The 23825-nt window shown below is 42.4% G+C and carries 12 protein-coding genes; 2 read left to right on the top strand and 10 right to left on the bottom strand.

Annotated features, from left to right (window positions below; translation table 11 throughout):
• Window positions 1–60: 60 nt before the first annotated feature.
• The 8 genes from Bovatus_RS18555 to Bovatus_RS18520 form a co-directional block, all read right to left on the bottom strand.
• A complete protein-coding gene (locus tag Bovatus_RS18555) occupies window positions 61–825 on the bottom strand; it encodes a UDP-2,3-diacylglucosamine diphosphatase (protein WP_004299751.1) in 765 nt (254 codons plus the stop codon).
• A 72-nt stretch (window positions 826–897) separates the two neighbouring features.
• Window positions 898–1209 carry an iron-sulfur cluster assembly protein gene (locus Bovatus_RS18550; protein ID WP_004299750.1) on the bottom strand — a complete coding sequence of 104 codons (312 nt, stop codon included), beginning with the start codon at window positions 1207–1209 and terminating at the stop codon, window positions 898–900.
• A 161-nt stretch (window positions 1210–1370) separates the two neighbouring features.
• Window positions 1371–4010 (bottom strand): glycoside hydrolase family 2 protein, encoded by a 2640-nt coding sequence (locus tag Bovatus_RS18545; protein ID WP_052587968.1) that lies wholly within the window; start codon window positions 4008–4010, stop codon window positions 1371–1373.
• A 165-nt stretch (window positions 4011–4175) separates the two neighbouring features.
• On the bottom strand, window positions 4176–6215 hold the full coding sequence (locus Bovatus_RS18540; RefSeq protein WP_004299748.1) for a GLUG motif-containing protein: 2040 nt from the start codon (window positions 6213–6215) through the stop codon (window positions 4176–4178).
• A 27-nt stretch (window positions 6216–6242) separates the two neighbouring features.
• On the bottom strand, window positions 6243–8438 hold the full coding sequence (locus Bovatus_RS18535; protein ID WP_004322195.1) for a hypothetical protein: 2196 nt from the start codon (window positions 8436–8438) through the stop codon (window positions 6243–6245).
• 47 nt (window positions 8439–8485) lie between these two features.
• On the bottom strand, window positions 8486–10438 hold the full coding sequence (locus Bovatus_RS18530) for a DUF5006 domain-containing protein (RefSeq protein WP_004299746.1): 1953 nt from the start codon (window positions 10436–10438) through the stop codon (window positions 8486–8488).
• 29 nt (window positions 10439–10467) lie between these two features.
• Complete coding sequence (locus Bovatus_RS18525) at window positions 10468–12255, bottom strand: RagB/SusD family nutrient uptake outer membrane protein (protein ID WP_004299745.1); 1788 nt, start codon at window positions 12253–12255, stop codon at window positions 10468–10470.
• Window positions 12256–12265: 10 nt separating this feature from the next.
• Window positions 12266–15592 (bottom strand): SusC/RagA family TonB-linked outer membrane protein, encoded by a 3327-nt coding sequence (locus tag Bovatus_RS18520; protein WP_004299744.1) that lies wholly within the window; start codon window positions 15590–15592, stop codon window positions 12266–12268.
• A 257-nt stretch (window positions 15593–15849) separates the two neighbouring features.
• On the opposite strand from Bovatus_RS18520, the gene Bovatus_RS18510 reads away from it, so the two are divergent.
• A complete protein-coding gene (locus Bovatus_RS18510) occupies window positions 15850–19785 on the top strand; it encodes a hybrid sensor histidine kinase/response regulator transcription factor (protein ID WP_004299742.1) in 3936 nt (1311 codons plus the stop codon).
• A gap of 33 nt (window positions 19786–19818) precedes the next feature.
• On the opposite strand, the gene radC is transcribed toward Bovatus_RS18510, so the two are convergent.
• Complete coding sequence (gene radC / locus Bovatus_RS18505; RefSeq protein ID WP_004299741.1) at window positions 19819–20514, bottom strand: RadC family protein; 696 nt, start codon at window positions 20512–20514, stop codon at window positions 19819–19821.
• A 144-nt stretch (window positions 20515–20658) separates the two neighbouring features.
• Here radC and Bovatus_RS18500 point away from each other — a divergent pair, with 144 nt between their 5' ends.
• The gene (locus Bovatus_RS18500; protein ID WP_004299740.1) at window positions 20659–22674 is read left to right on the top strand and encodes a family 20 glycosylhydrolase; all 2016 of its coding nucleotides are present in this window, start codon (window positions 20659–20661) and stop codon (window positions 22672–22674) included.
• Between the two features lie 146 nt (window positions 22675–22820).
• On the opposite strand, the gene Bovatus_RS18495 is transcribed toward Bovatus_RS18500, so the two are convergent.
• Window positions 22821–23810: a glycosyltransferase family 2 protein gene (locus tag Bovatus_RS18495; RefSeq protein ID WP_004299739.1), complete on the bottom strand. Its 990-nt coding sequence runs from the start codon at window positions 23808–23810 to the stop codon at window positions 22821–22823.
• Window positions 23811–23825 lie beyond the last annotated feature (15 nt).

Genomic DNA, 23825 nt, shown 5'->3' with positions numbered 1-23825 from the left:
TGCCCTTGTTTTATATTTTGTTCCGTATTATGCCTGACCTTTTATTTTGTTGAAACATAATTAGACCTGTGTCTCTCCCTCGATATACTCTTCCAAAAAGAGATTCTCTCCGTCAAACACGGCATAAGAGAAGAAGTTAATCCAGTCTCCCAAAATCAACACACGGGAGGTGGCGCTCAACATCAAATCCAGTTCAATGTGACGATGTCCGTAAATAAAGAAGTTGATATTGGGATGGCTTTTCAAGTAGTCTTTGGTATATAGTACCAAGTGTTCCTTGTTTTCTCCCATATAATCCGGTTCCTTTCCGTCCGCCCGTTTTTGTCGGCTGTGCTTAGCCCATGTTAAACCCAATTCAACACTCCAGCGGGGATGAATAGCAGAAAACATCGTTTGCAAAGTTTTGCTGTGGAACATCGAACGAAGTAGCTTGAACTTCTTATCCGGATCACCCAAGCCGTCACCATGAGCAAGATAAAACTCCTTTCCGTAGATTTCAGTAGTCAATGGTTCGCGATGCATGATGACACCACACTCTTTGGTGAGATAGTCTCCACACCAGATGTCATGATTACCTATAAAAAAATGCACCTCTACACCCATATCTGTTAGTTCGGAGAGCTTCCCCAAGAAACGGGTGTACCCCTTAGGAACTACCAGCCGGAATTCATACCAGAAGTCGAACATATCTCCCAGTAGATAAATGGCGGAAGCCTTATGCTTTATACTATCGAGGAAGTTCACCAAACGCCGTTCTTGAGTACGCCCGTGCTCAATAGCACGAGAACCAAGATGTGCATCGGAAAGAAAATAAATGTTCTTCATTTAATTACCAGTTACGAGATCTAATAACGAATTACAACTTATAAAATCAGAGCACTGCCTGACATAGAACGATTAAAGAAAACCTAATTCCAATTTGGCTTCTTCACTCATCATGTCTTTATCCCATTCAGGTTCGAAGACCAGATTGATGGTGGCGGAATTCACTCCTTCTACTGACTCCACTTTTTGGCGAATATCCTCCATAATAAAATCAGCAGCCGGACAATTGGGAGCTGTCAGCGTCATATCGAGTGCCGCTTCTCCACTATCGGAGACGTCAATCTTATAAATCAGTCCAAGATCGTATACATTGACCGGAATCTCCGGATCGTACACTGTCTTTAGCATAGCTACAATCTTCTCTTCTATTTCAATTTTTTCCATACGTCCTTATTTATTATGTATCGCAAAGATAGAGATAAAAAATGAAACATAAAAAATTAGGCACGGAATGCGTATCCCGTGCCTAAAGAATATATCATTTACTCTCTATCTCCGGTTACTAAAAAACACACCGGAACAGTAAATTGTTGTAATGAGTAGTCTTAATCTACTTTCTCACCGAAATCTGTCTGTTGTTGCTCCACTTCTTTCAGTTTTAATTCATTCAGTTCACGACGGCGGCGTTCCAACTCCAGTTCAGCATCACTCTTCTTGTCCATGGAGAACGATTCGGATGGCTTAGGCAACGCTTCTTCTTTCTTATCAAATATCAATGGATACATTGGAGCGGAAGATGTTAGTTCCAGTTCACCGCTTACGGGCATCTGTGATCCCTCAAACAAAACACTGGCTCTTACCTTAATCTTTCCGGGAGTCGTGGTCGACTGGATCAATACGGGAGCACTGCCCCATTTCACCGGAGCAGGATTTGCCAATACATTAGCTCCGCCCAAAATACGTCCCTCTCCTTCTACAAAGAACTTGATATAATAATTATTCAAACGCTTTACATTTCCATTCTTATCTGTGATTTCTGCCACAACAGTAACAAAATCAGATCCATCAGCACGCAGTCCGATTCCTTCGTTGTCTACTCTCAAACGAATCTGTTCTGCACGGCGGGCGGGCATTACTTTATGTGTAGCCACCACCTTGCCATCCATCAGTCCCTCTGCCAGGAAATAGACGTCCGCATCATGCTTTTCACGAGTCATCTTCTTATCAACCATAAAGTCAAATATCCCGGGGAAAGTTATTACCGGAGAAGGCATTCCTTTTCGTGTCTTGTCTTTTTTATAGGTATAAGTTTGCCCATCTTTATTCACAGTCAAACGAACTTCATCGCAGTTGGAATACACCGTTACATCTCTGCTTGAGAACGGTGTCATCTCGTGAGCGATATAAACCATCGGTCCGCTTTCTGCCAAACTCTCGGAAACGACAGCCGGACGTTGCGCCTTAAACATATAATAGGAATACTTAGGCTGACGGAATACATCCATCAATCCACCATAGAACGGGTCCGGATGGTATCCCCGCTGATGATCGAACGAATGCCACAAGCATCCGCCCACATGGCAGGGAGACTCTTTATACAAACCATCATAGCAAATGTAATTATAATAAGGAGAAGCGTAATGAGCAGCCTGTATAAGCATAGGCTGTTCTCCCCAGTTACGGGCTGTGCGACTTGGAGAATTGTGCGAACTCCAATCATCGACATTATCTCCCCACTCGCGTGTAAAATATGTAATTTTAGGATCACGTTTTGAAAGATCCATCGGATGGGCAAACTGTACCGGAAAATATTGCGAGCCCTTGGCTTGCACATCACAACCGGAATAGCAGGACGGATAAGGATATTCCTCATCAACAATCCCTTTCACACGCCCGGCAAAATCTTCCGGATACCATGTTTCATTCAAGATCGGTTCCCACAGCCATACACAAGGATGGTTACGGTCACGACGAACCATATTACGTATATCATTATAAACCCGTTTGGCAAAAATGGGTTCGTTATTCCAGAATTGCCATCCCGGAGTATTCACGATAACAAACAGACCAAGTTCATCACAAGCATCCATAAAAGCAGGATCTTGCGGACAATGTGCATTACGGATTACTTCCAGCCCCAAATCTTTCAGTTTCTTGGCGTCACGCCAGTGAATACTATTGGCAACCGCATTTCCTACAACTGCAAAATCCTGATGCCGATTAGCTCCCATCAAAGGTTTACCATAAGGTTTTCCATTCAGCCAGAAGCCATCTTTTCCCTTAAATTCGATACTACGGATACCGACACGACGACGATAACCATCTACTACATTTCCATTCTTATCATAAATACGCACACACAGATTATACAGATAAGGTGATTCAGGAGTCCATAAATGCGGCTGCTTCACTTTCATCTTTCCATTATGACTTGTCGCAGTCCCTTTACGGATATTCAGTTTCACATCTGACGATGCCACTTCTTTTCCTGCACGGTCTACTAAAGAATAGGAAATTTTTCCTGCAAAGCCCTGTTTGTCTTCATTACGTATATGCGCTTTCAAGAGAATATCTGTCGATTGCTCCGATACACGATCGGTGGCAATAAACAGTCCGCCTCCTGCTATTTCGTTCTCGTAATTCGGATCCGTGATAAACACATAATTATGTGCAATCAGCCAGCAATCCCGATAAATACCTCCCAAGTAGGCATAATCTAACACATCTTGTGGTTTTCCAGGCGCATAGGTCGGATCGTCGCTATTATCAGCCCACACCGCAATCACATTGTCCTCTCCCCACTTCAATGCATCAGTCACATCTACCGATACGGGAAGATAGCCTCCAAAGTGCTCTGCCAATAATTTACCGTTTACATAAATCTTACTTTTACCCATAATGGCTTCAAAGTGGAGAAACAGTTTCTTTCCTTTCAATGCTTCGGATGGAGTAAAGTGTTTACGATACCATACTTCCCCCTGATAATTGATGCAACCACTAGCCTCAGTAGGAAGATACTCAATACCATTAGGTAAAGACACCACCTGCCAGGCTTTGTCGTTAAATTCTTTTGCTTCGGCACCCACCGCACTTCCTTTATAAAAACGCCAGGCAGGATTCATCGAGTACACATCACGCCCGGTATCCGGCAACCGGAAGAAACCGGCTGTTGAAAATTCCGGCTCATGGGCATAGCCCATAAAAAACAGAGATAAAAGCAGTAAGCTAACAAAGATTCGTCTCATATAAAGTTTTATTTTACGATGAATGTCATGTTGTATGTCGCAATCAACCCAAAGATGTCTTCGACACACAAAGATAGTATATTCCAGATACGAATCCCCCTATTTGTCCTCTTCATATACAAAACAAGGATAAATAAGGGGATTCAAACTAATACCTGTCAGTTATTATTCATCCGGTTGAATGAGTAAAGGTACTCTGGCACTGTCGGTTCCTGTATTTTCAACATACTTGTAACCAGAGCCAGCTATCGCTTGATTCATGGATGCAATTTTATCAATCAGGGCAGCAGCATCGCTTACCTTAGTTGAAGTTGGTAAGTTTCCACCCGGATTCGAAACTCCGTCGGACATAAAATAACATTCGTTTGCTGTCACTGATCCCGTTGATATTCCACAAATGGTAACAGAAGCAGTGCCAGAAAGCACAGAAGTTGAATAACATCCTGTCAAAGTTCCACCATTTTTCACCAAACCGCCAATATTTCCGGACGCTTTGGCCACTATTTCACTAGCAGCAAACGAAGCGGTTACAGGTCCTTCGTTTCCTCCCACCAGACCACCGGCATTCACAGCTGTAAATGCAGTAATAGTCATCAAAGAATAACAGCCAGTTATGGTTCCCTGAACATTCCAACCCACAAGTCCTCCGATGGCACCTTCACCATTACCTCTATATACAAAGGATACCTCCTTGTCAATCGAAGAACCTTGTATTTGTGCCTTAGACCACCATCCGTTCACACCTGCCAATCCACCAGCATTTACTTTACCACCGGCAACAGTCAGTACCACATTACCTTTTACCTTACAATCCTTTATCATTGACGCACCAGTCTGATTATGTCCGGTAATAGCCCCCAACTTAGCATCTGTTCCATTGACAGTCAACGCTCCTCCATCAATGACGCAATTCTGAATCGTTCCGGTATTTATTGCTGCAAATGCTCCAGCTGCGCCTGACACTTGTTTCACCGTTACATCTTTAAGGGTTAAATTTTTAATGATACCATTATTAGTTATAAACAAACCGGCATCGTTTCCTGTTGCTTCAATTGTAAGACCGGAAATAGTCTTGCCATTGCCGTCCAATATACCTTTAAACTCCGTAACCGGTACCCATGCCTCTTTAGTCGACATATCAAGATCAGCATCTAATGTAATTACCGTAGCAGCATTCGTCATAACAGTCGGTTCACTTGCCAAATTTATCAACCCGTCTTCTTTCTTGACTAAATACTTACCCGCTTCAGTCTCCTCATATCCCAAGTCTGCCACCAGCATAAATGATATACCATATCGCTTTCCAGCCACATATTTATATTCATCTCCTGCTACCACCGATTCGGCATTATAAAGTTCACTGATCTTTCCTTTTTTCTCTATTGTTTCCGTAGAGGAAGAATCTCCCACTTTTTCTATCGTAGCAGTAAAAGTTAATTCTGTATCCTTTGTCATGTCTGCTATCGGAAAGAAACTCAAATAACCGTATGCAACTTCATTCTTTGCCATTTCCAAACTTGTCATAGACAAAGTCAGACTATTACTTTTATCACCATACGTTTTCTCTTCTCCCGAAACTGTCAACGTTTTTGGGAAAATAGCAGCATCAGCCGAAACAACCACCTTTGTCACTTTATAGGCATCCGGTCTTCGATTGGTGAATTTAAACTGATAAAGAGCTGTCAAATGTTCAAACTTAAGATTGGTGACGGTAGTCCCATTCACCGTGCCTTTAGCAAGCATGTGCATCGTATTCTGCAGCTCTGCTTTTTGGGCACTTTGCGTAGCATCTCCCAACGTAAAAGTGAAAACATTCCCTGAAGTCGGAACATCTTTTTTCGGATAGATTCCCCAAACAGTAGCTCCCTCTTCAAAGTTACCATTCCCTGCAAATTCCACATTTCCAGACGGTTCACTCTCATCATAATTTATGGTTGTGAAATCATAGCCATTTGTTCCATTCCAAAGTGTAACCTTATCATCGGCATTCCACATAAAGGAACTACCGTCATCTTGTACGTTGGCACGTGTAGACGATTCTTTGTCCGTATTTTCATACCCCCGGATAGAAGCAACAGCCACATAAGTCTGTGATTCTCCCCGTTGCAGTTCATCCCCACCTTCAATGAAAACATCTTCTTTACAAGAGCTTAGGGTGGCTGCACTTAGCAGCCCGATCCCTAATAAAGAATAGATTTTATTCATGATTTATTTTTTTCTGTTATCAGTTATTTAAATATCACCACCATCTCCAAAATCTGATCCACCGAAGCCAGGTTCTTTCACAGCCCCCTGTAGAATCAACGGACAGTATATATTAGTTCCGGCATCCTCATTCACTTTAAAGCTAAAACCAAATTCTGGATCCTTGGCTTCTATTGCCAGATTCATCTGACGTTTCTTATCCTTGAGTTGAGTAGCTGTTACCTTACTAATTCCATTTACAGATCCGCTTCCTACAGAATTAGTCACCGTCTCGCCTACGAAATAACACTGGTTGATTCCTGTTGAATTCGAAGCGACGAAAGCTCCCAATTTATTACTTCCAGCATTATTAGTCACATTTATCTGCGTGGTCGAGTAGCAAGCCGTCACAGTAGCATCAGCATTATTAATGGTATTCTGTGCAATGAAACCGCCAGTATTATTATAGATAGTTCCACTAATTGAACCGGCTACATAACAGGCCAGAACCGTACCGTTACTATTAGCCCCTATAAGTCCTCCTACTTGTCCGGAACAAGAAACCTCAAGTTTGGCTAATGAGTAACAACCTTTGACTTTACCGGAGTTGTTCCAGCCAACAAGTCCGCCGACACAGGATGCACCACTAGAGTTACTAGGATGCTTGATTGTTACATCTGCACCGACATACGAATTTATAATAAGAGCCGTTCCATTAAAATGCTCACCAACCAAGCCACCATAATTAGAATTACCAGCACCACTCAAATTAAGGTTAATAGTTCCACTGATAACTTGACAACCTTCTATTCTTCCTTCGGAGTTTCGACCGATCAAACCACCAAAAACTACCGGTTTTATAACGGTTACAGTCACTCCCTTGACTGTACAATTCTGAATGACACTCGTTGAACTTTCGGCAGCCAATGCTCCTGCTCCCTCTGTGATATCAGCAGAGAAACTTACATTTTCCAAAGTCAAATTCCGGATAGTTCCCGTATTGGTAGCTATAAAACCTTTATTAGCTATTTGCAAATTGCGGATGGTAACACCATTACCTTCAAATACACCTCCAAACGCACTAATAGGTTCCCAAAGTTCATTACCCATATCAATCACTTTTATTCCATCCCCTGCCGGTTCATCGATATATTCTTTTTCTAAAGTAACAGTTGCCTTACGGTATTCATCCGCAATTTTATTCCATCCGAATAATCCAGTCTTATTATAGATATGAATATTTCCATCATCATCGATCATATAGCCCTCATCAGGAATTCTGAAACGATAATCTACCTCAAAATCCATTTTATAATGCTTGCCGGCTGCAAACTGATTGGCAGTAGCATCCATATCAAGTCCGATGTTATCCTCCAAATCTTTGACTTTTACTTTTTTCAGCAGGATAATATCCTGTTCCACTTCATTATTCAAAACGCTTACTGTAATATTCAGTTCGGTCGTACTTTTCATCAACCGGGTATCACCATAGGTTGTAGGTAATATATTCAAATACCCGTTTAATGTTTCATTCTGCGCCAATGCTTGTCCACTCATGTCAAGTGTCAGTTTGTTACGCATACCTGAAAGACTCTGTAGCACTCCGTCTTCGTCGATCTTCAACTCTGCGGGAAATACATCATCATCACTCTCCAGCGTAATATAGCGAATCTTCAGTTCCCGGTCCGACGTGTTTTTCAAACCAAACTGTATCAATGCAGTCAATGGTGAAAACGTTAATGCAGGAATCTTATTATCAGTCACATCCCCGGTGGCAACCATATAGGTAGTAGCTGCCAGTTCTGCTGTTTTTCCAGTCTGAGTAAATGTCTCCGGCATAGAAAAGGTAGCCAGGTCATTAAATGTTTTTGCTTCTTTCCGTGGAAATACCGCAATCAGCTTATGGCCATTTTCTACAGCAGCTTTTCCTGTGAATTCAGCAGATTTGTCAGGTTGGTTGTCATTATACCCCGGGGTGATAGAGAAATCATAGCCGGCTCCGAAGTTGCGATTCCATAATGTAACAGCATCTCCTTTATTCCATGTATACACTCCATTCTGCAAATTGCTGCGACCCAAAGGGGCGGACTGTTTAATAGAAGCTATAAATGAATAATCAGTCAGATTCTTGTCGGTTTCGTTCCCTTCACCGTTATTTTCATTCACTATCTTGTCCTCTTCGCAAGAGGTTAGTGCCATTGCGCCCAGCAGTGCAACGCTCAATAAGTGATAAACCTTTTTCATAACTATATAAAAGTTTGTTCGATTAAATATCTTTATTTCAACAACCATTAATACATTGGTTTGTTACGCGTTGGAGTACCACTTCCAAAATAGTCGTAGGTTGGCTTCTTATAGAAACGTATCCAGTCGATTTCCATACGTGGCGTATCATTGCTAGACTTACTTTCCTGATAAGAAATATGCTTAAAGTCGTTTGCCCAACTACCATCTTTAGCAGCCTGTTCTGCCGCAGCGTCACCAAGCGCCCATTCATTACATCCGGCAAATGTCAATAGTAAATGTAACCCTTCCGTATTGTATTTGTCCGTAAACGGCCAATGTGTAGACGAGTTCCATGAAGCCGTTCCATTAGCTATTCCGGTATAGCTGCCGTCAGTCCTCATGCGTACATTCTCTTTACCATTAATACCTAAAGCAATCTCGTTATTATCTCTCCATTCCATCCAATAGATATCGAATTCATCCATATCCGATATTATCAACTGTCCTGAGGACGGTTTATACTTATCACCGGATGAAGTGGATATATCATTCCAGTGGAAAGTCTGCCAAGCGCCATTCGGATTCGCATTGGTAGCCGGATTTTCCAGAAGATCAACCTCACCATAGGTAGACCATTGCACACCTCTGATATTTCCTTGGAACCAGACTGCCGAGTTGAAAGAGTGTTTCTTTCCACGCACACGGATTCTAACTTCCACACGAGTGCCCGGCAAAATGCGTACATTGCTGGATTCCCAAGAATCAGCACCCGTAGGCACACCATCAAACTTACTTGCATAGAGGGAGGAAACTCCAAAATCTCTTGTTCCCGTAATTTCCCCTGTCACACTGATTCCCGGATCATACGCACACCACATTTTCAAATATCCATCTTGAGTCATCGTTGCATATTTCTCATTTACAACCGCTTGTACTTTCTGTGTGTTAGCCACATTCTGTGCCGCCATAAAACGTGGAGGACGATTACCATACTGATTGGGGAGTCCGGTACCTTCTGTCAAAGCATCAATCGGATGGAACTCATAAGAATTCAGGAATGTCCATCCTTCAGCAGCTAACGCTTCATTCGGATGCGGATCACCCTCCTTTATCAATAGTGCTGACGCAGCTCTGACCTCATCCCATTTTTCTACAGCCTTTTTATTGCTGGCTGATACAAATATCTGATCCGGATCTGTATAAACCCATTGCTCATTGGTTAACTCGGTGCCCGGAGTCAAACCTGCATCCGTATCAGTAACCTTAATTTCCAACTCGTCCCCATATACCGGATGAATTTCAGAATCGGTAGCAAAAGACATAGACACAGAAGTGAAAGTATTCGGTCCTTTCTCTCCTTTCACCCATATAAGTTCAGATTCAGCTGTTTTATACCCGGCTTTCACCACCAATTCGCTCGGCAGATTCTCATATTTATCCGCATCTTCACCCGCATCAATATGAACGACTACATCTTCCTTAGCTGACGCTCCTACCGTAGCGACCAGAATAAATGAGCCATACTCTTTCACCGTATTGTCCGAATTGTTCTTCAATGACAAGATGGTGTAGTGTTTATCAGATACCACAATCGGACGTTCAGCCGCATTGATCTTGTATCCTCTGACATAAGCGGTGATAGTACCCGATATAGGATATTTAGCCAGATCGTTCTTTACCTTAAATTCGGTAAATCCCTGTTTCTCACCTTTCTTCATAAAAAGATGACCGGCAAAGCCTTCAAAGACATCAGATACAGGGACATCCTTTCCTTCTACATTCTTACCTGCAAAAGTCAGAACAACGTCTATATCTTCTTCGAGTGCCAACTGATTGTCTTGCTGATCTACCTTCACAGTAAAGGTCACATTATCTCCGATAGCAGCACTTTGAGTACTGATTTCGGCCACCAGATTCCGGGCTTCTCCGATAGAGATAACCGTCTCGGTGTCATTACAGCCTGTCATTACAAGGATAAACAGGCAAATTGGTAATAATCTATAGAAATATTTCTTCATAATCTATCCTATTATATCATTATTAATGATTACCATTTCGGGTTTTGTTTCAACTTTTTGTTCAATTCCAATTCTGAAGGAGGGATCGGTAACAGATAATCCCTATCTGCATGGAATTGATATCCGCTTGGCAGAGTCCCGGCCATCGGATCCGCCCATTTGTTATCATCAAGGGTCAGACGCTCTCTGATTCTTTTCTGATTATCCGGACTGTAAGATTTGAATAAAATAGATTCATCACCTACATAAGCACCTTTACCACGCTTTCCAACAATCAGTTTATCGGCTTTCCAACGCATGAGATCATCCAGCCGGAAACCTTGCAAAGCAAGTTCAGAACGGCGTTCACGACGGATTTCCTGTAAAACAGGAGTCAATGTATAACCGAAATCGGTGAAATTAGCATCCTTTGCCGGTGCCAGATATTTCACTCCTGCACGTTCACGAAGCGCTTTCAATGTCTTATTCGCTATATCATCGCTCCACATTTCCAGTTCAGCAGCAGCTTCTGCATAAGCCAAAAGACCTTCGGCATAACGAATAATAGGTAAAGCAGTCTCACCATTACCACTTACAAAGGTGGTATCTATTCCCAAACGGATGTGATAACCCGTCAAAGAACGTGTGTTTCCATCTCCTGCCAATTTAGGAGGACTAATAGTATTCTTCTTCTCATCCGTATATTCTTCCAGATGCATTGGGGTCGCAGTAGTGGCAGAAGCAAATTTGGCACCTTCATTCATCACCGTTTGAATCAATCTAGGGTCACGGCCTTCAAATGTTTCCTTAAAATCCTTAAATTTCTCATTTGTCGGATCAATAAATGTTCCATCGGCATTCAGATAATTATCCACCAGGCTTTGAGTAATTCCGGCAGCTCCTTCCGAGTCGACAACACCTGCCTTCAGATTACCGTTGACATCATGAAAGACTCCTTCATCACTCGAATATTTCCTCCACAATAGCACTTCGCCCATTCCTGACAAATCTTTGCTATTGAACAATGCCGCAAAAGCATCTCCCGGATTTTGCCCGGTTTTATACAGATCAATGCCACAACCGAACAGTTCATTTCCCCAGTTAATAACTTCACCCAAGAAATAATTTGATTCGTTAGTGGAAGATGCAAAATCATCGCTGCTGTGATACTTTTCCCAAGTTCCTTCATACAACGCCACATTCATTGCCAAAACCATGGCAGCTTCTTTATTGATACGAATTCCGGAATATTTACCGCGCGAATGCAACAGATTCTTCGCCTCAACCAAATCACTCAAAATAAATCGGGCTACCTCATTACGTGTCTTTGCGGGAATCTGTAATCCTGCGATTGTCGCATTCTCATCCCAAAAAGCATCCATTACCGGAATAGAACCGAATTTCTTCAATAAATCGAAATGCCAATAGGCACGTAAAAAGTAAGCCTCCCCTTTCAACGACAGTACATCTTCGTTTTCCTGTGCTTCGGGTACTTTATAATTATGGAAAAAATAGTTCACTTTACGCAGGTTCTGATAACCAGTCTGCCAATCGGAAGCTCCGCTAAACTGGTTATTCTGTCCATGCAAACGGGCATCATACTTTTCTGCAATAATATTGTCACTATTCTTTTCTTCACTGCGAACTCCCAAACCGAACTTACTAAAAGACGGCAACGTCATATATAGTCCGTTAATATAGTTTTCGACCTGTATAGCACCTGTCAGAAAATTACCGGCTTCCGGCTTGGTTATCGGTTCCCTATCCAGAAAATCAGAACAGGATGAAAATGGTAATATTGAAGCGGCTACAAAAGCCATTATATATATTCTTTTCATATCTTATGGTTTAAAAGGTAAATTCAATACCAAATACGTAGTTTTTATTCAACGGATATACCTTTCCGTTACCATTTTGCTTCATTGGGGAAGTCAATCCCGGAGCAGTTTCGTTACTACCCCCAGCCCATGTATTTACCTGATTCAAGGTTTCAGGATCGAATACGTCCGGCAAATTGTCAATCGTGAAGAGATTATCACAAGTGAAATACACTTTCAAGTTCTCCAATCCCATCTTCTTAACCAGTTTAGGCTGGAAGTTATAAGAAATCATCAAGTTTTTGAGTCGCATATAAGCTGCGTTCAATAAATAACGTGAAGTGTTGTAACCTACGTTCGCATTATATTCAGGACTGTCGGGTTTTGTCAGACGCGGCAGGTAAGCCCCCGGGTTGTACACATTATAATAATCCAAATGTTCTTTAAAGAAGTTGGAATCACCGCTAAACAGATAAGTACTTGCAGCCATCGGGAAATCACGTTTCATGACTCCCTGGAACAATGCGGAAACTTCAAAACCTTTATAACCGGCATGTAAGTTCAGACCGAAGGAGTAACGAGGAGTCGTATTACCGATAATTTTCAAATCACCGTGATCTTTCAATGTACCCGAACCCGGATCAATTTTACCATCACCGTTCGAATCGATATATTTCAAATCACCACGTTGCCAATCCTTATTCGGTTTGAAGAAAGACATGTCTACTCCTCTCAGATATTCATCCACTTCCTGGTTGGTGAGAAACAGATCATTTGCTTCATATCCCCAGATTTCACCTAAATCCATTCCCTGGTAATAACCTTTGTTACGAACCAGACCGGTGTGGTTGTTATAAATCAATCCTTCCGGATTATTGTATTTGGTTACCACTGCTTTGTAGTCAAAGATATTGAAACCGATTCCATAACTGAAACCATTCTTCAGCTGGTCAGACCAGTTAACCGACAATTCCCATCCACGGTTACGTAGCGTTGCATTATTTACTTTAGCACGTTGGTCAACAGCAATACCGCCAATATCAGGAATTGCTTCAGCCGGGCCAATCATGTCTTTGGTCGTACGTTGGTAAATATCCGCCGTAATCGTCAAACGATTGTTAAGCAAAGTCAGGTCGAAACCTAAGTTGGCATTATCCACTTTTTCCCATGTAATGTACGGGCTTACCATAGAAGGTGTTAAAGCGACTGTACCACGTACCGGAGTAGCCGAAGTGACACCGGAAAGCAACCATGCATTTGAATAGTCCGGTCTCAATGTCATGAAGTTCAGATAATCATATAGTCCGGCTCCATTCTGATTGCCTAAACGTCCGTAAGACAAACGCACTTTCAACTGTGAAACAGGCAAGCTCCATTGCTTGAAGTAGTCGGTACGGGCAATGTCATAACCGGCAGAGAAAGAAGGGAAAAATCCCCAACGATTGCCGGAAGCGAAACGTGACGAACCATCATAACGTCCGCTAAATTCCAGAAAATAGACATTCTGGTAGTTCCAGTTCAAACGGGTATAGAATCCCATGGTTGCCCAATGGTCACGCGCTTCACTATTATAGGCTTTTCCGTTTGCATTGTCAAAAGAGAATGTATCATCGCTCATCACTCCGTCTTTATACGCATACATGCTTGAGTTTTGCTGCACTTCCATCTGGAAACCGGCCATTGCCTTAAAGAAATGGTCACCCCATTGATTCGTATATGAAGACGACACACTGGGAGACAAATAATAGTTGAATTGATTTCCACGAGTCATTGATCCCCACAAAGAATTCGAATATTCGATACCGGGATAAGAATATCCCTGCCGGGGAGCGGTAACATTCTCTATGGTTCCGTCGGGCCGTGTGGTACGGGGCTGCTTCTGCAAGAATTCATCATTCTGCACATCAAAACGAACTTTCATCTCTCCGATAATGTCCCAGCCTTTCAGAGGCGTAACAGTAGCTGCAAAAGTCATGGCATCAGAAATGCGGTTCTGCGAATAGCCCACATTGTCCAGATACAAAGCTTCATTCCATGAAGGAAGATTATAAAGCCCGGAAATAGGAACTTCAGTCACCATATTAGGCTGCGAACGAGCTATCTGATGATAAAGAATAGACATATCGGGGAGCGGGCGGGAAATCAGATTCAACGTGATATTGTTATTGAAGTTAAACTTCAACCAGTCATTCGGCTTGATCTGAAATTTGGTATTCACGTTGTATTTATCCAGAGAGTCTTCTACACGATCCAGCAAACCACCCTGGTAAGTATAACCCAGACCGACATAATAAGTCACTTTGTCCGATCCACCGGAGATACTTAGATTGTGTGAATGACGCAAAGATTTGTTTTTATAGAAATAATCAAACCAGTCGGTATTGGCATACTGCGATTCACCGCCACGCCAACCGGTATTCTCCTGATTGGCGGTAATACCGAGCAGACCTTCACCATAGGGGTTCTGCAAAAACTGATTCATCAAATCAATAGTCTCCTGTGAGAAGTATGGAGACTCACCAATTGCCGAACGGTACGCATTTTTATAATTGGCAAACTCTACAGAGTTCATCATCTCGGGCATGTTGATAGGTGCACTCATACCCACAGAACCGCGATAAGTCACCCGGGCTTTATCCTGTTTACCGCTCTTGGTCGTTACTAACACCACACCATACGCAGCACGAGCACCATACACGGCTGCTGCAGAAGCATCTTTCAATACACTGATACTTTCTATATCGGCAGGATTTACATTCTGCAAGCTCTGTTCCACACCATCCACCAATACATAAGGCTCTCCACCATTAATAGAACCGATACCGCGAATATTAAATTTGATTTCTCCGCCAACTTCACCACCGGTACCGCTTTCAGAAGCATCCGAAGCAAAGTTCAAACCAGCCACATTACCTTGTAAGGCGCTGGTTACATCCGTCACAGGACGGGTAGCGATTGCATCCGCATTAACTGTTGCTACAGCCGCTGTAATAGTATTACGTTTCTGTGTTCCCATACCGACTACCACCACTTCATCTAAAGTTTTGGAGTCTTCCTTCATCACGAACCGATTTCCTGTTAGCTTAGTGATTTTCACTTCCAAAGGAGCATAGCCCACATAGCTGACAGTTATCGTTGTACCTACTTTACCGTTAATTTTAAAGTTTCCATCCAAATCGGTAATGGTACCATCAGTAGAACCTTTCACCATAACGGTTGCTCCGATTACGGACTCGCCACGTTCGTCTACCACCTTACCAGTGATAGTGCCCTGTTGAGCAAAGAGCTCCACAGGGAAGAACAGTAAAAGCATTGAAAAGAGACACACCAGTTGCATCCTAATCTGCATTTTCTTCATAACATTATATTAAAGTTAATACTAAAAGTTTTTTTGAGTTCCATTTGCCAATAGCCCACACTATCCGGCATTGAAATACACCACAAAAATAGATTGATTGGCAGAATGGCGAGTTCATAAAATCGCCAAAATGTTTCCAAAAACATCCATATTCCGTTTTTGAACGTCTTTGTGGCGGTTTTTGGAAATATTTCTTTTGTTTTAGCGGAATTAATCATACTTTTGTTTCACTAATCTCCCCTTAATAATCTTGACTGATGAAAAAAAGTATTTGGATAAAACACTTTTTCTGCTTACTGGCTTTTCTTATCGTAGGCACATTTCCAGCAATAAGTATAGGTAACCATTACGACTTTAAACTGATTGGTTCCCAAAACGGAATGCCGTCTATCATCAGCTGTATCTATACCGAACAAAAGGGATTCATCTGGATCGGTACTCCGACAGGACTAATCAGATTTGATGGAACGGAACTCAAAAAGTACACCGCACAACCTGATAATGAAAATTCCCTGCCTAACGACAGTATCCTGCAAATTATTGAAGATAATCAGCAGACAACCTGGATACTGACCACCACAGGAATCGCCCGTTATTCTCTTATTCACGACAACTTCTTTATCCCCAAACTAAATAATCAGCCCATCATTGCCAAATCGATCTGCAAAATAGCAGACGGGCTTCTGTTCGGAGGGATCAACAAGATATATAAATATTCTTATGCCACCAACACGATTTCTCTCATACGGGAATTCAAGACCGACGAGCCGTTCATTATACGATCCATACAAATGTGGAAACCCGATACCATATTGTGTCTAAGCTGGCAACAGGGAATACTGCAAATGAACCTCAAGAATTTCGAGATAACCCCATTTCCTTTCCAATACGGGAACGACAACGTAGGAATCATCATAGACTCCCAACAAAGAATATGGCTGTCAACCTACAACAATGGCGTCAAGTGTTTCTCCGCCCAGGGAAAATTGATAGCCAGCTATACCACTCAAAACTCCCGTTTGAGCAGTGACATCGTATTGTGCATGACCGAATTCAAACAAAAAATATGGATGGGAACAGACGGGGGAGGTATCAATATCCTCGATCCCACAACCGGCAATATTACCGTACTCGAACATATCTCCGGAGATAATCATTCCCTTCCCACAAATACAATACTCTGCCTGCATAGCGACTCTGCCGGAAATATATGGGCGGGAAGTAAACGTGAAGGGGTTATCAACATTCGTGAAGTATCCATGAGAACTTACACTAATGTTGTGTTAGGGCACAACAAAGGATTAAGTCAAAGTACGGTATTACAACTATATCAGGAACCGGCTTCCGAAGAACTCTGGATCGCTATGGACGGAGGAGGTATCAATAAATTCATTCCTTCTACAGAAACATTTGTGCACTATCCCGACACTTGGGGAGACAAGATGGTCTCCATCACCGGCTTCACACCCAACGAATTGTTAGTATCTGCCTTTTCCAAAGGTATCTTCATATTCGATAAAAAGACAGGAAAGAAGCGTCCTTTCGCTATTATGAGCCCTTCATTAGAGCATCACATCCGCTATAGCGGACAGCCAATCAACTTATACCGGGATACTCCCAATTCGATCTTAATATTAAGTTTGCCTCCTTACCGCTACCATACTTCCACCCGGCAACTCACTCCTGTCCCTTGTGCCAAAGAAGTGAAAATAAAAGGCTTGTTGAGTTCCATTGGATATGATTCCACTGCCATTTACCTGAACGATCCTTATAATATATATAGACTGGATCGTAAAAAAGACACAGTGGAGATATTTGCAAGTGCTCCACAGGGATTCTTCAATGCTGTATCCAGGGATGACAAGGGCGTATTCTGGATTGCAGGCACCCGTGGCCTGTACACCTATCACCCTGATACCCGCAAATTCGAAAGAATTCCTACCACCTTATTTAATGAAGTAAATACCGTGTTATGCGACAATAAAGGAAAAGTGTGGATAGGAGCTGAACAGAAACTCTTTATATGGCTCACCGATACCAAACGTTTTGTATGGTTCGGAGAAGCGGATGGAATTTCCCCCAATGAATACTTGGCCGAGCCCCGTCTCATTTCCCCCAAAGGCAACATCTATATGGGAGGTGTAAAAGGCTTACTATGTATCAATGCAGACACTCAAATAGAAAAGAGTAGTGACTCTCCGGAAATACGCCTTGCCGAACTGACCATAAACGGAGAGAACAGGATGTATCAGCTCAATCAAGACAAGATATCCATCCCCTGGAACAGTAAAAACATTAAGATCCGTGTCATGACTTATGGTGCGGACATTCTCCGGCTCAAAGTCTATCATTTCCAAATGGGAGACCTTAAAACCGAAGGCTACAACCCTGAATTGATGATCCCATCTCTTGCTCCGGGAAGTTATCCCATCATGGTGAGCTGTAACACACAGGAAGGAAATGAAACAACTCCCCAGTTTCTTTTCACATTAAACGTACTGCCACCCTGGTACAGAAGCTGGTGGTTCGTTTCTCTCTGCATCATTGCTTGCATAGGCATTGTGGTACAAATTGTTTTCGTTCTGCTTCGACGCAAAGAAAACAAGATGAAATGGATGATGAAAGAACACGAGCAGAATGTGTATGAAGAAAAAGTTCGTTTTCTGATTAATATCAGCCATGAACTGCGAACTCCGCTCACACTCATATATGCCCCGCTAAGCCGCATATTAAAGACACTTCCTTCTACAGATGCCATTTATCCACCGTTGAAGAATATACATAAACAGGCTCAACGGATGAAAGATCTTATCAACATGGTGCTGGACGTACGTAAGATGGAAGTAGGAGAAACCAAGTTGAAACTCCAAGCCTATCCATTTAACTCATGGATAAAGGAGATTGGTGCCGATTTTACGGACGAGGGAGCTGCCCAGGAAGTGCAAATAGATTATCAGCTCGACGACAGCATAAAAGAGGTGGTATTTGACAAGGGTATGTGTACAATCGTAGTCACAAACTTATTGACGAACGCACTGAAACACAGTCCTAAAAACACAACCGTCACTATCCGTACCAGCAAAAATGACTCATACGTCCGTGTTTCCGTTTTGGATCAGGGAGAAGGTATGCAAGAGGAAGACATGGAGAAAGTATTCATCCGTTTCTATCAAGGCAAGCAGGAAATTGGCGGTAGCGGAGTCGGACTTTCATACGCCAAGATGCTGGTGGAATTGCATAAAGGTAAAATCGGAGCCATGAACAACGAAGCGGGAGGAGCCACTTTCTTCTTCGACTTACCTTTGGGATTGGAGTCGGGCGAAGTCATCTGCCAGCCGAAACCTTACATCAATGAATTGATTACACCGGACGTAGATCATGAGATCAACGCTCCCGAGACACTCGACTTCTCTACGCAGAATTACACAGTGCTATTGGTAGACGACAATCATAACCTGACAGATTTCCTCTCCAAAGAATTGAAATCCTTATTCAAAGCAATTTATATAGCACATGATGGCCGGGAAGCTTTCGAAATAGCGCAAAAGCAAGTTCCGGATATTATAGTGAGCGATGTGATGATGCCGGTTATGAATGGATACGAACTGTGCAAAGCGGTAAAAGAGAATATCGGCATCAGTCATATTCTTGTGATTCTGCTCACGGCACGCAATGATGAACAGAGCCGACTGTATGGGTATAAAATCGGGGCGGACGCTTATCTGGGAAAACCTTTTGAGATAGACACTCTTGTTAAGATTATACAGAACCGGCTATACAACCGGGAGCAAACGAAAGAGCACTATCAACATATAGGCAACTTCCCTCAACCGCTGGAGAGTACTTTCAGCCAGGCGGATGAAACGTTCTTGTTAAAGTTTAACAAGCTCATTTCCGAGAATATCAGCAATCCGTCTTTAGATATTCCTTTTATCTGCAGAGAGATCGGAATGAGTAAAACATCTCTTTACAACAAGTTGAAGGCTATCACCGATATGGGGGCAAATGACTATATCAACAAATTCAGGTTGGAGCAAGCCATTACTCTGATAAAAACCACCGATCTGACATTTACTGAAATATCAGATCAGATAGGTTTCACTACTTTACGTTATTTCAGTACTGCATTCAAACAGTACACAGGCTTGACGCCCACGCAGTATAAAAATGAATGCAGGAGTGAGAATAAATAAGATATTCTCACTTAAATAAGGTAGTATTACTAATTAGAGTAGGCCCTCATCTGCAAAGCTGAAAAATCCGTCTTCACAAACGATGACGTGATCTATCAGACGGATATTCATCGTTTCCGCCGCTTTATGGATATGCTCTGTCAAACTCCTGTCCGGTTGGCTGGGATGAATATTTCCCGAAGGATGGTTATGCACCACCGCGATTTGTGTAGCTCTTTGCAGCAATGCTTCCCGGAGAATGGTGCGCACATCGGTATAAGTTCCGTCTATGCCACCAGTACTTATACGTACCTTATCAATTAGTTTGGTTGCCTGGTTCAATAGGAGCACCCAGAATTCTTCCTGTTCCAAGTCACACATGATCGGTTGGAAAATATCATAGATATCTTTTGAGCAAGTGATTCGAAGTCTCTCTTTGGTTTCTTGCAGCTTTCTTCGTTTGCCTAATTCCAAGGCTGCCATCACTGTAATGCTCTTTGCGGGTCCCATACCTTTGAAAGAGGAATAGTCACACACTTCCCATTTTGCCAATGAATTCAGATTGTTATCACAAGACAGGAGCAGGCGTCTCATCAATTCGACAGCACTTTCTTCCGTATTTCCGGAGCCAATCAATATAGCGAGTAGTTCGGCATCACTCAATGCGGCTGCTCCCTTCTCCATCATTTTTTCCCGTGGGCGGTCTTCCAGTGCCCACTGGTTGATGGATAGTTTGTGTTTACTTTCCATTATTAATCAAATTAAGTCACAAAGATACTCCTATATAACTGAAAAAATGAATTTTGGAAGCTATAAGTCTATTTTTAGAATCCCTTTACTTCCAAATATCGTAGTTTTGCGCTATCAAGATTAATATATAAACATCTAATAAATATGAAAAAGAGAATAAGCATCTTATCCATCTTACTACTATTAGGAATGACAGTATACGCTCAAACGGATATCCCGCAGGTGATTCCCTCCTTACAACATTGGAATGGGGCAAAAGGCAAACTGACACTACCGGAAACAGGAAAGATTATAATCGCTCCGGAAGCAGAAAGCCTGTTGAAAGAAACTGCGGAAATAATGGCAAAAGACTTAAAAGATATGTTCGGCTGGAATTATCAGGTAACCTCCGGAAAACCGAAAAATCATTCTATCTATCTGTCAGTGAAAAAATCGCCTTCATCATTGGGAGAAGAAAGCTATGAACTGGATATACGCAACCATGTAACCATCGAAGCCTCCACCGTAAAAGGAGTATTCTGGGGAACTCGCACACTGTTGCAAATGATCCATAACCAGCCTTTTGGACTCATGAAAGGAAAAGCATTGGATTATCCGCAGTATGCTCACCGCGGACTGATGATTGACGTAGCCAGGAAATTTTTCACAATGGACTATTTGCAGGATTACGTAAAAATTCTCTCGTTCTATAAAATGAATGAACTGCAAATACATCTGAATGATAATGGTTTCGTTGAGTTTTTCGATAATGACTGGAACAAAACATACGCCGCCTTCAGATTGGAAAGCGAGCGTTTTCCGGGACTCACATCCAAAGATGGTTCCTACACCAAAGAAGAATTCCGCAACTTCCAGCAAATGGCCGCACGATATGGAATCAATATCATCCCAGAAATTGATGTTCCGGCACACTCACTCGCTTTCACTCATTACAATCCGATACTGGCAGCCGACAAAAAAGAATATGGTATGGATCATCTCGACCTCTATAAAAAAGAGGTATATGATTTCCTTGATACTTTGTTTGACGAATATCTCTCGGGAGATCACCCGGTATTTGTCGGACCGGACGTACATATCGGCACTGATGAGTACAACCTCAAAGAAGCGGAACAATTCCGCTATTTCACTGAATACTATCTGAAGTATATCACCAAATATGGAAAAAATCCGCGATTATGGGGAAGTCTGAAACACATGAAAGGAAATACCCCCGTAAATCTGAAAGGAAAAACGGTCAATGCATGGAATTATAGCTGGCTAGACCTAGAAACCGCACTGCAGGAAGGAGCCAAAGCGATTAATACATGCGATGCATTTCTATATATCGTACCAGCCGTGAATTACTACCATAACTTTCTGGATCATCAATGGATATATGAGAGTTGGTCACCACGAATGATGCAAGAGGGAGAAATGATAGAGCAGTCTACTAATTTATTAGGAGCCATGTTTGCTGTATGGAACGACCGTGTCGGAAATGGAATCAGCCAACAGGATGTACATATACGCACCTTTCCTGCCATGCAGGTTATGAGCGAGAAACTTTGGAAAGGAGAAAACACAAGAAACATACCGTTTGAAACCTTCGAAACGTGGTGCAGGACAACACCGGAAGCACCGGGCGTAAATCTACAGGCCAGCATAGATGACAGAAAAGACCTAACGCTTTCCGGCCAGGAAATTATCCTGCAAGGTAACGACTCGGTTCTTACCTCTATACCCGAAATCGGTTATCCATATAGTGTGGAATTTGAAATCTACGCAGATCCAAAGCCCAATATCGATGCGGTCTTATTCAAAGGTCCCCATTCTGTTTTCACCGCGAACTGGCAAAATACGGGTAAATTCGCATTCTCGCGCGACGGCTATGAATTCATCTTCCATTCCTATCGTTTGCCTGTGGAAAAATGGACAAAGGTTCGTGTAGAGGGAGATGCCAAAGGGACCTCACTTTACATAAACGGAGAGCTACAAGAACGTTTGGAAGGACGAATCGGTGTAGTTTACAATCAGAAAAGCCTGCGTAAAGACAGCATTTGGTATCAGGAAACACTTATCTTCCCATTGAAACAGATAGGCGACAAATTGCTGGGGTTTAAGGGAAGAATAAGAAATGTGATTTGCACTCCACTAAATGAAAAAAGATATAGCCTATAAAAATTTCTTCGATTGCATCCATTACTTTTTTTCCATGAAAGTATAACTTGTCTGACACCCGGGTGTCAGACGTATTGAGACCCGGGTGTCAGACAACATTCCTTTTAAACAAAAACAGGAATGGTAATAGGCAAATAAAAAATGGATTACTTATAAAAATTCTTTTGGAAAGCCTCAAACTCATCCTTCCCTCTGATACAACGCTGCCACCATGCGCGCCAAAAGCCTGTACCATAGCCGATAAGCTGTATAAATGCGGCGGCAATGGAATAAACGCCAATAGACAGACTTTTATTCTGAATAGTAGAATCAATGCATACGAGTAATGCATAGAGAATGATAGGCGTGAAACTGAAGAGGCAGAAGGGGGTTCCTAATAATAGAAGCGCCACTCCCAATGTAAATACGGCTGGAAGCAAATGCACCAGTTTCAGAGAATCCGGATATTTCTTATAAAGATTAATACGGGCAATGCCGGAGTTATGCACCTGCTTGAAGAATTTTTTCAAGTCAGTCCGACGTTTATGATATACCCAGGCATCAGGAAAAAGACGACAAGTGTACCCATTCTTAAAGATACGGATACTGAAATCAATATCCTCCCCAAAACGCATCTTTGAAAAACCTCCCAAAGCCTCGTACACTGCCCGGCGAACTCCCATATTAAAACTACGGGGATAGAATTTGTCCATCTTCTTTTTTCCGCCACGGATACCTCCGGTCGTGAAGAAAGAGGTCATGGAATAGTTAATTGCCTTCTGAATATCAGTGAAAGAATCGTGTGCACGGTCGGGGCCACCAAAAGCATCGGCAGGAGAAGTGGTGAGCTCCTTCTCTACCGCATCGAAGTAGCCTTCGGGAAGGATGACATCAGAATCCAATATAATAAGGTATTCGCCTTCGCTACGTTCTGCTCCGTAATTACGGGTTTGTCCCGGACCGGAATTGGGTTTAGAGAAATATTTTATATTCAACCGATCTGCATACCGGTCTACTACTCCTTTACAGGGAATGGAAGAACCATCTTCAACAACAACAACCTCAAAACCCTTAAAGTATTGTACAGTAAGACTTTGCAATAATTCATCCACTTCATCGGGACGATTATAAACGGGAATTATGACGGAGTAACGCATATCAAAAACGGGATA

Source organism: Bacteroides ovatus (genome assembly GCF_001314995.1).
Lineage (GTDB): Bacteria > Bacteroidota > Bacteroidia > Bacteroidales > Bacteroidaceae > Bacteroides > Bacteroides ovatus.
Note: the sequence above shows the minus strand (reverse complement) of the source record. Positions and strands in the feature narration are given on the sequence as shown.

Coding starts and splice junctions, on each gene's coding strand:
- Bovatus_RS18555 (WP_004299751.1), bottom strand. CDS start 825: ATGAAGAACATTTATTTTCTTTCCGATGCACATCTTGGTTCTCGTGCT.
- Bovatus_RS18550 (WP_004299750.1), bottom strand. CDS start 1,209: ATGGAAAAAATTGAAATAGAAGAGAAGATTGTAGCTATGCTAAAGACA.
- Bovatus_RS18545 (WP_052587968.1), bottom strand. CDS start 4,010: ATGAGACGAATCTTTGTTAGCTTACTGCTTTTATCTCTGTTTTTTATG.
- Bovatus_RS18540 (WP_004299748.1), bottom strand. CDS start 6,215: ATGAATAAAATCTATTCTTTATTAGGGATCGGGCTGCTAAGTGCAGCC.
- Bovatus_RS18535 (WP_004322195.1), bottom strand. CDS start 8,438: ATGAAAAAGGTTTATCACTTATTGAGCGTTGCACTGCTGGGCGCAATG.
- Bovatus_RS18530 (WP_004299746.1), bottom strand. CDS start 10,438: ATGAAGAAATATTTCTATAGATTATTACCAATTTGCCTGTTTATCCTT.
- Bovatus_RS18525 (WP_004299745.1), bottom strand. CDS start 12,255: ATGAAAAGAATATATATAATGGCTTTTGTAGCCGCTTCAATATTACCA.
- Bovatus_RS18520 (WP_004299744.1), bottom strand. CDS start 15,592: ATGAAGAAAATGCAGATTAGGATGCAACTGGTGTGTCTCTTTTCAATG.
- Bovatus_RS18510 (WP_004299742.1), top strand. CDS start 15,850: ATGAAAAAAAGTATTTGGATAAAACACTTTTTCTGCTTACTGGCTTTT.
- radC (WP_004299741.1), bottom strand. CDS start 20,514: ATGGAAAGTAAACACAAACTATCCATCAACCAGTGGGCACTGGAAGAC.
- Bovatus_RS18500 (WP_004299740.1), top strand. CDS start 20,659: ATGAAAAAGAGAATAAGCATCTTATCCATCTTACTACTATTAGGAATG.
- Bovatus_RS18495 (WP_004299739.1), bottom strand. CDS start 23,810: ATGCGTTACTCCGTCATAATTCCCGTTTATAATCGTCCCGATGAAGTG.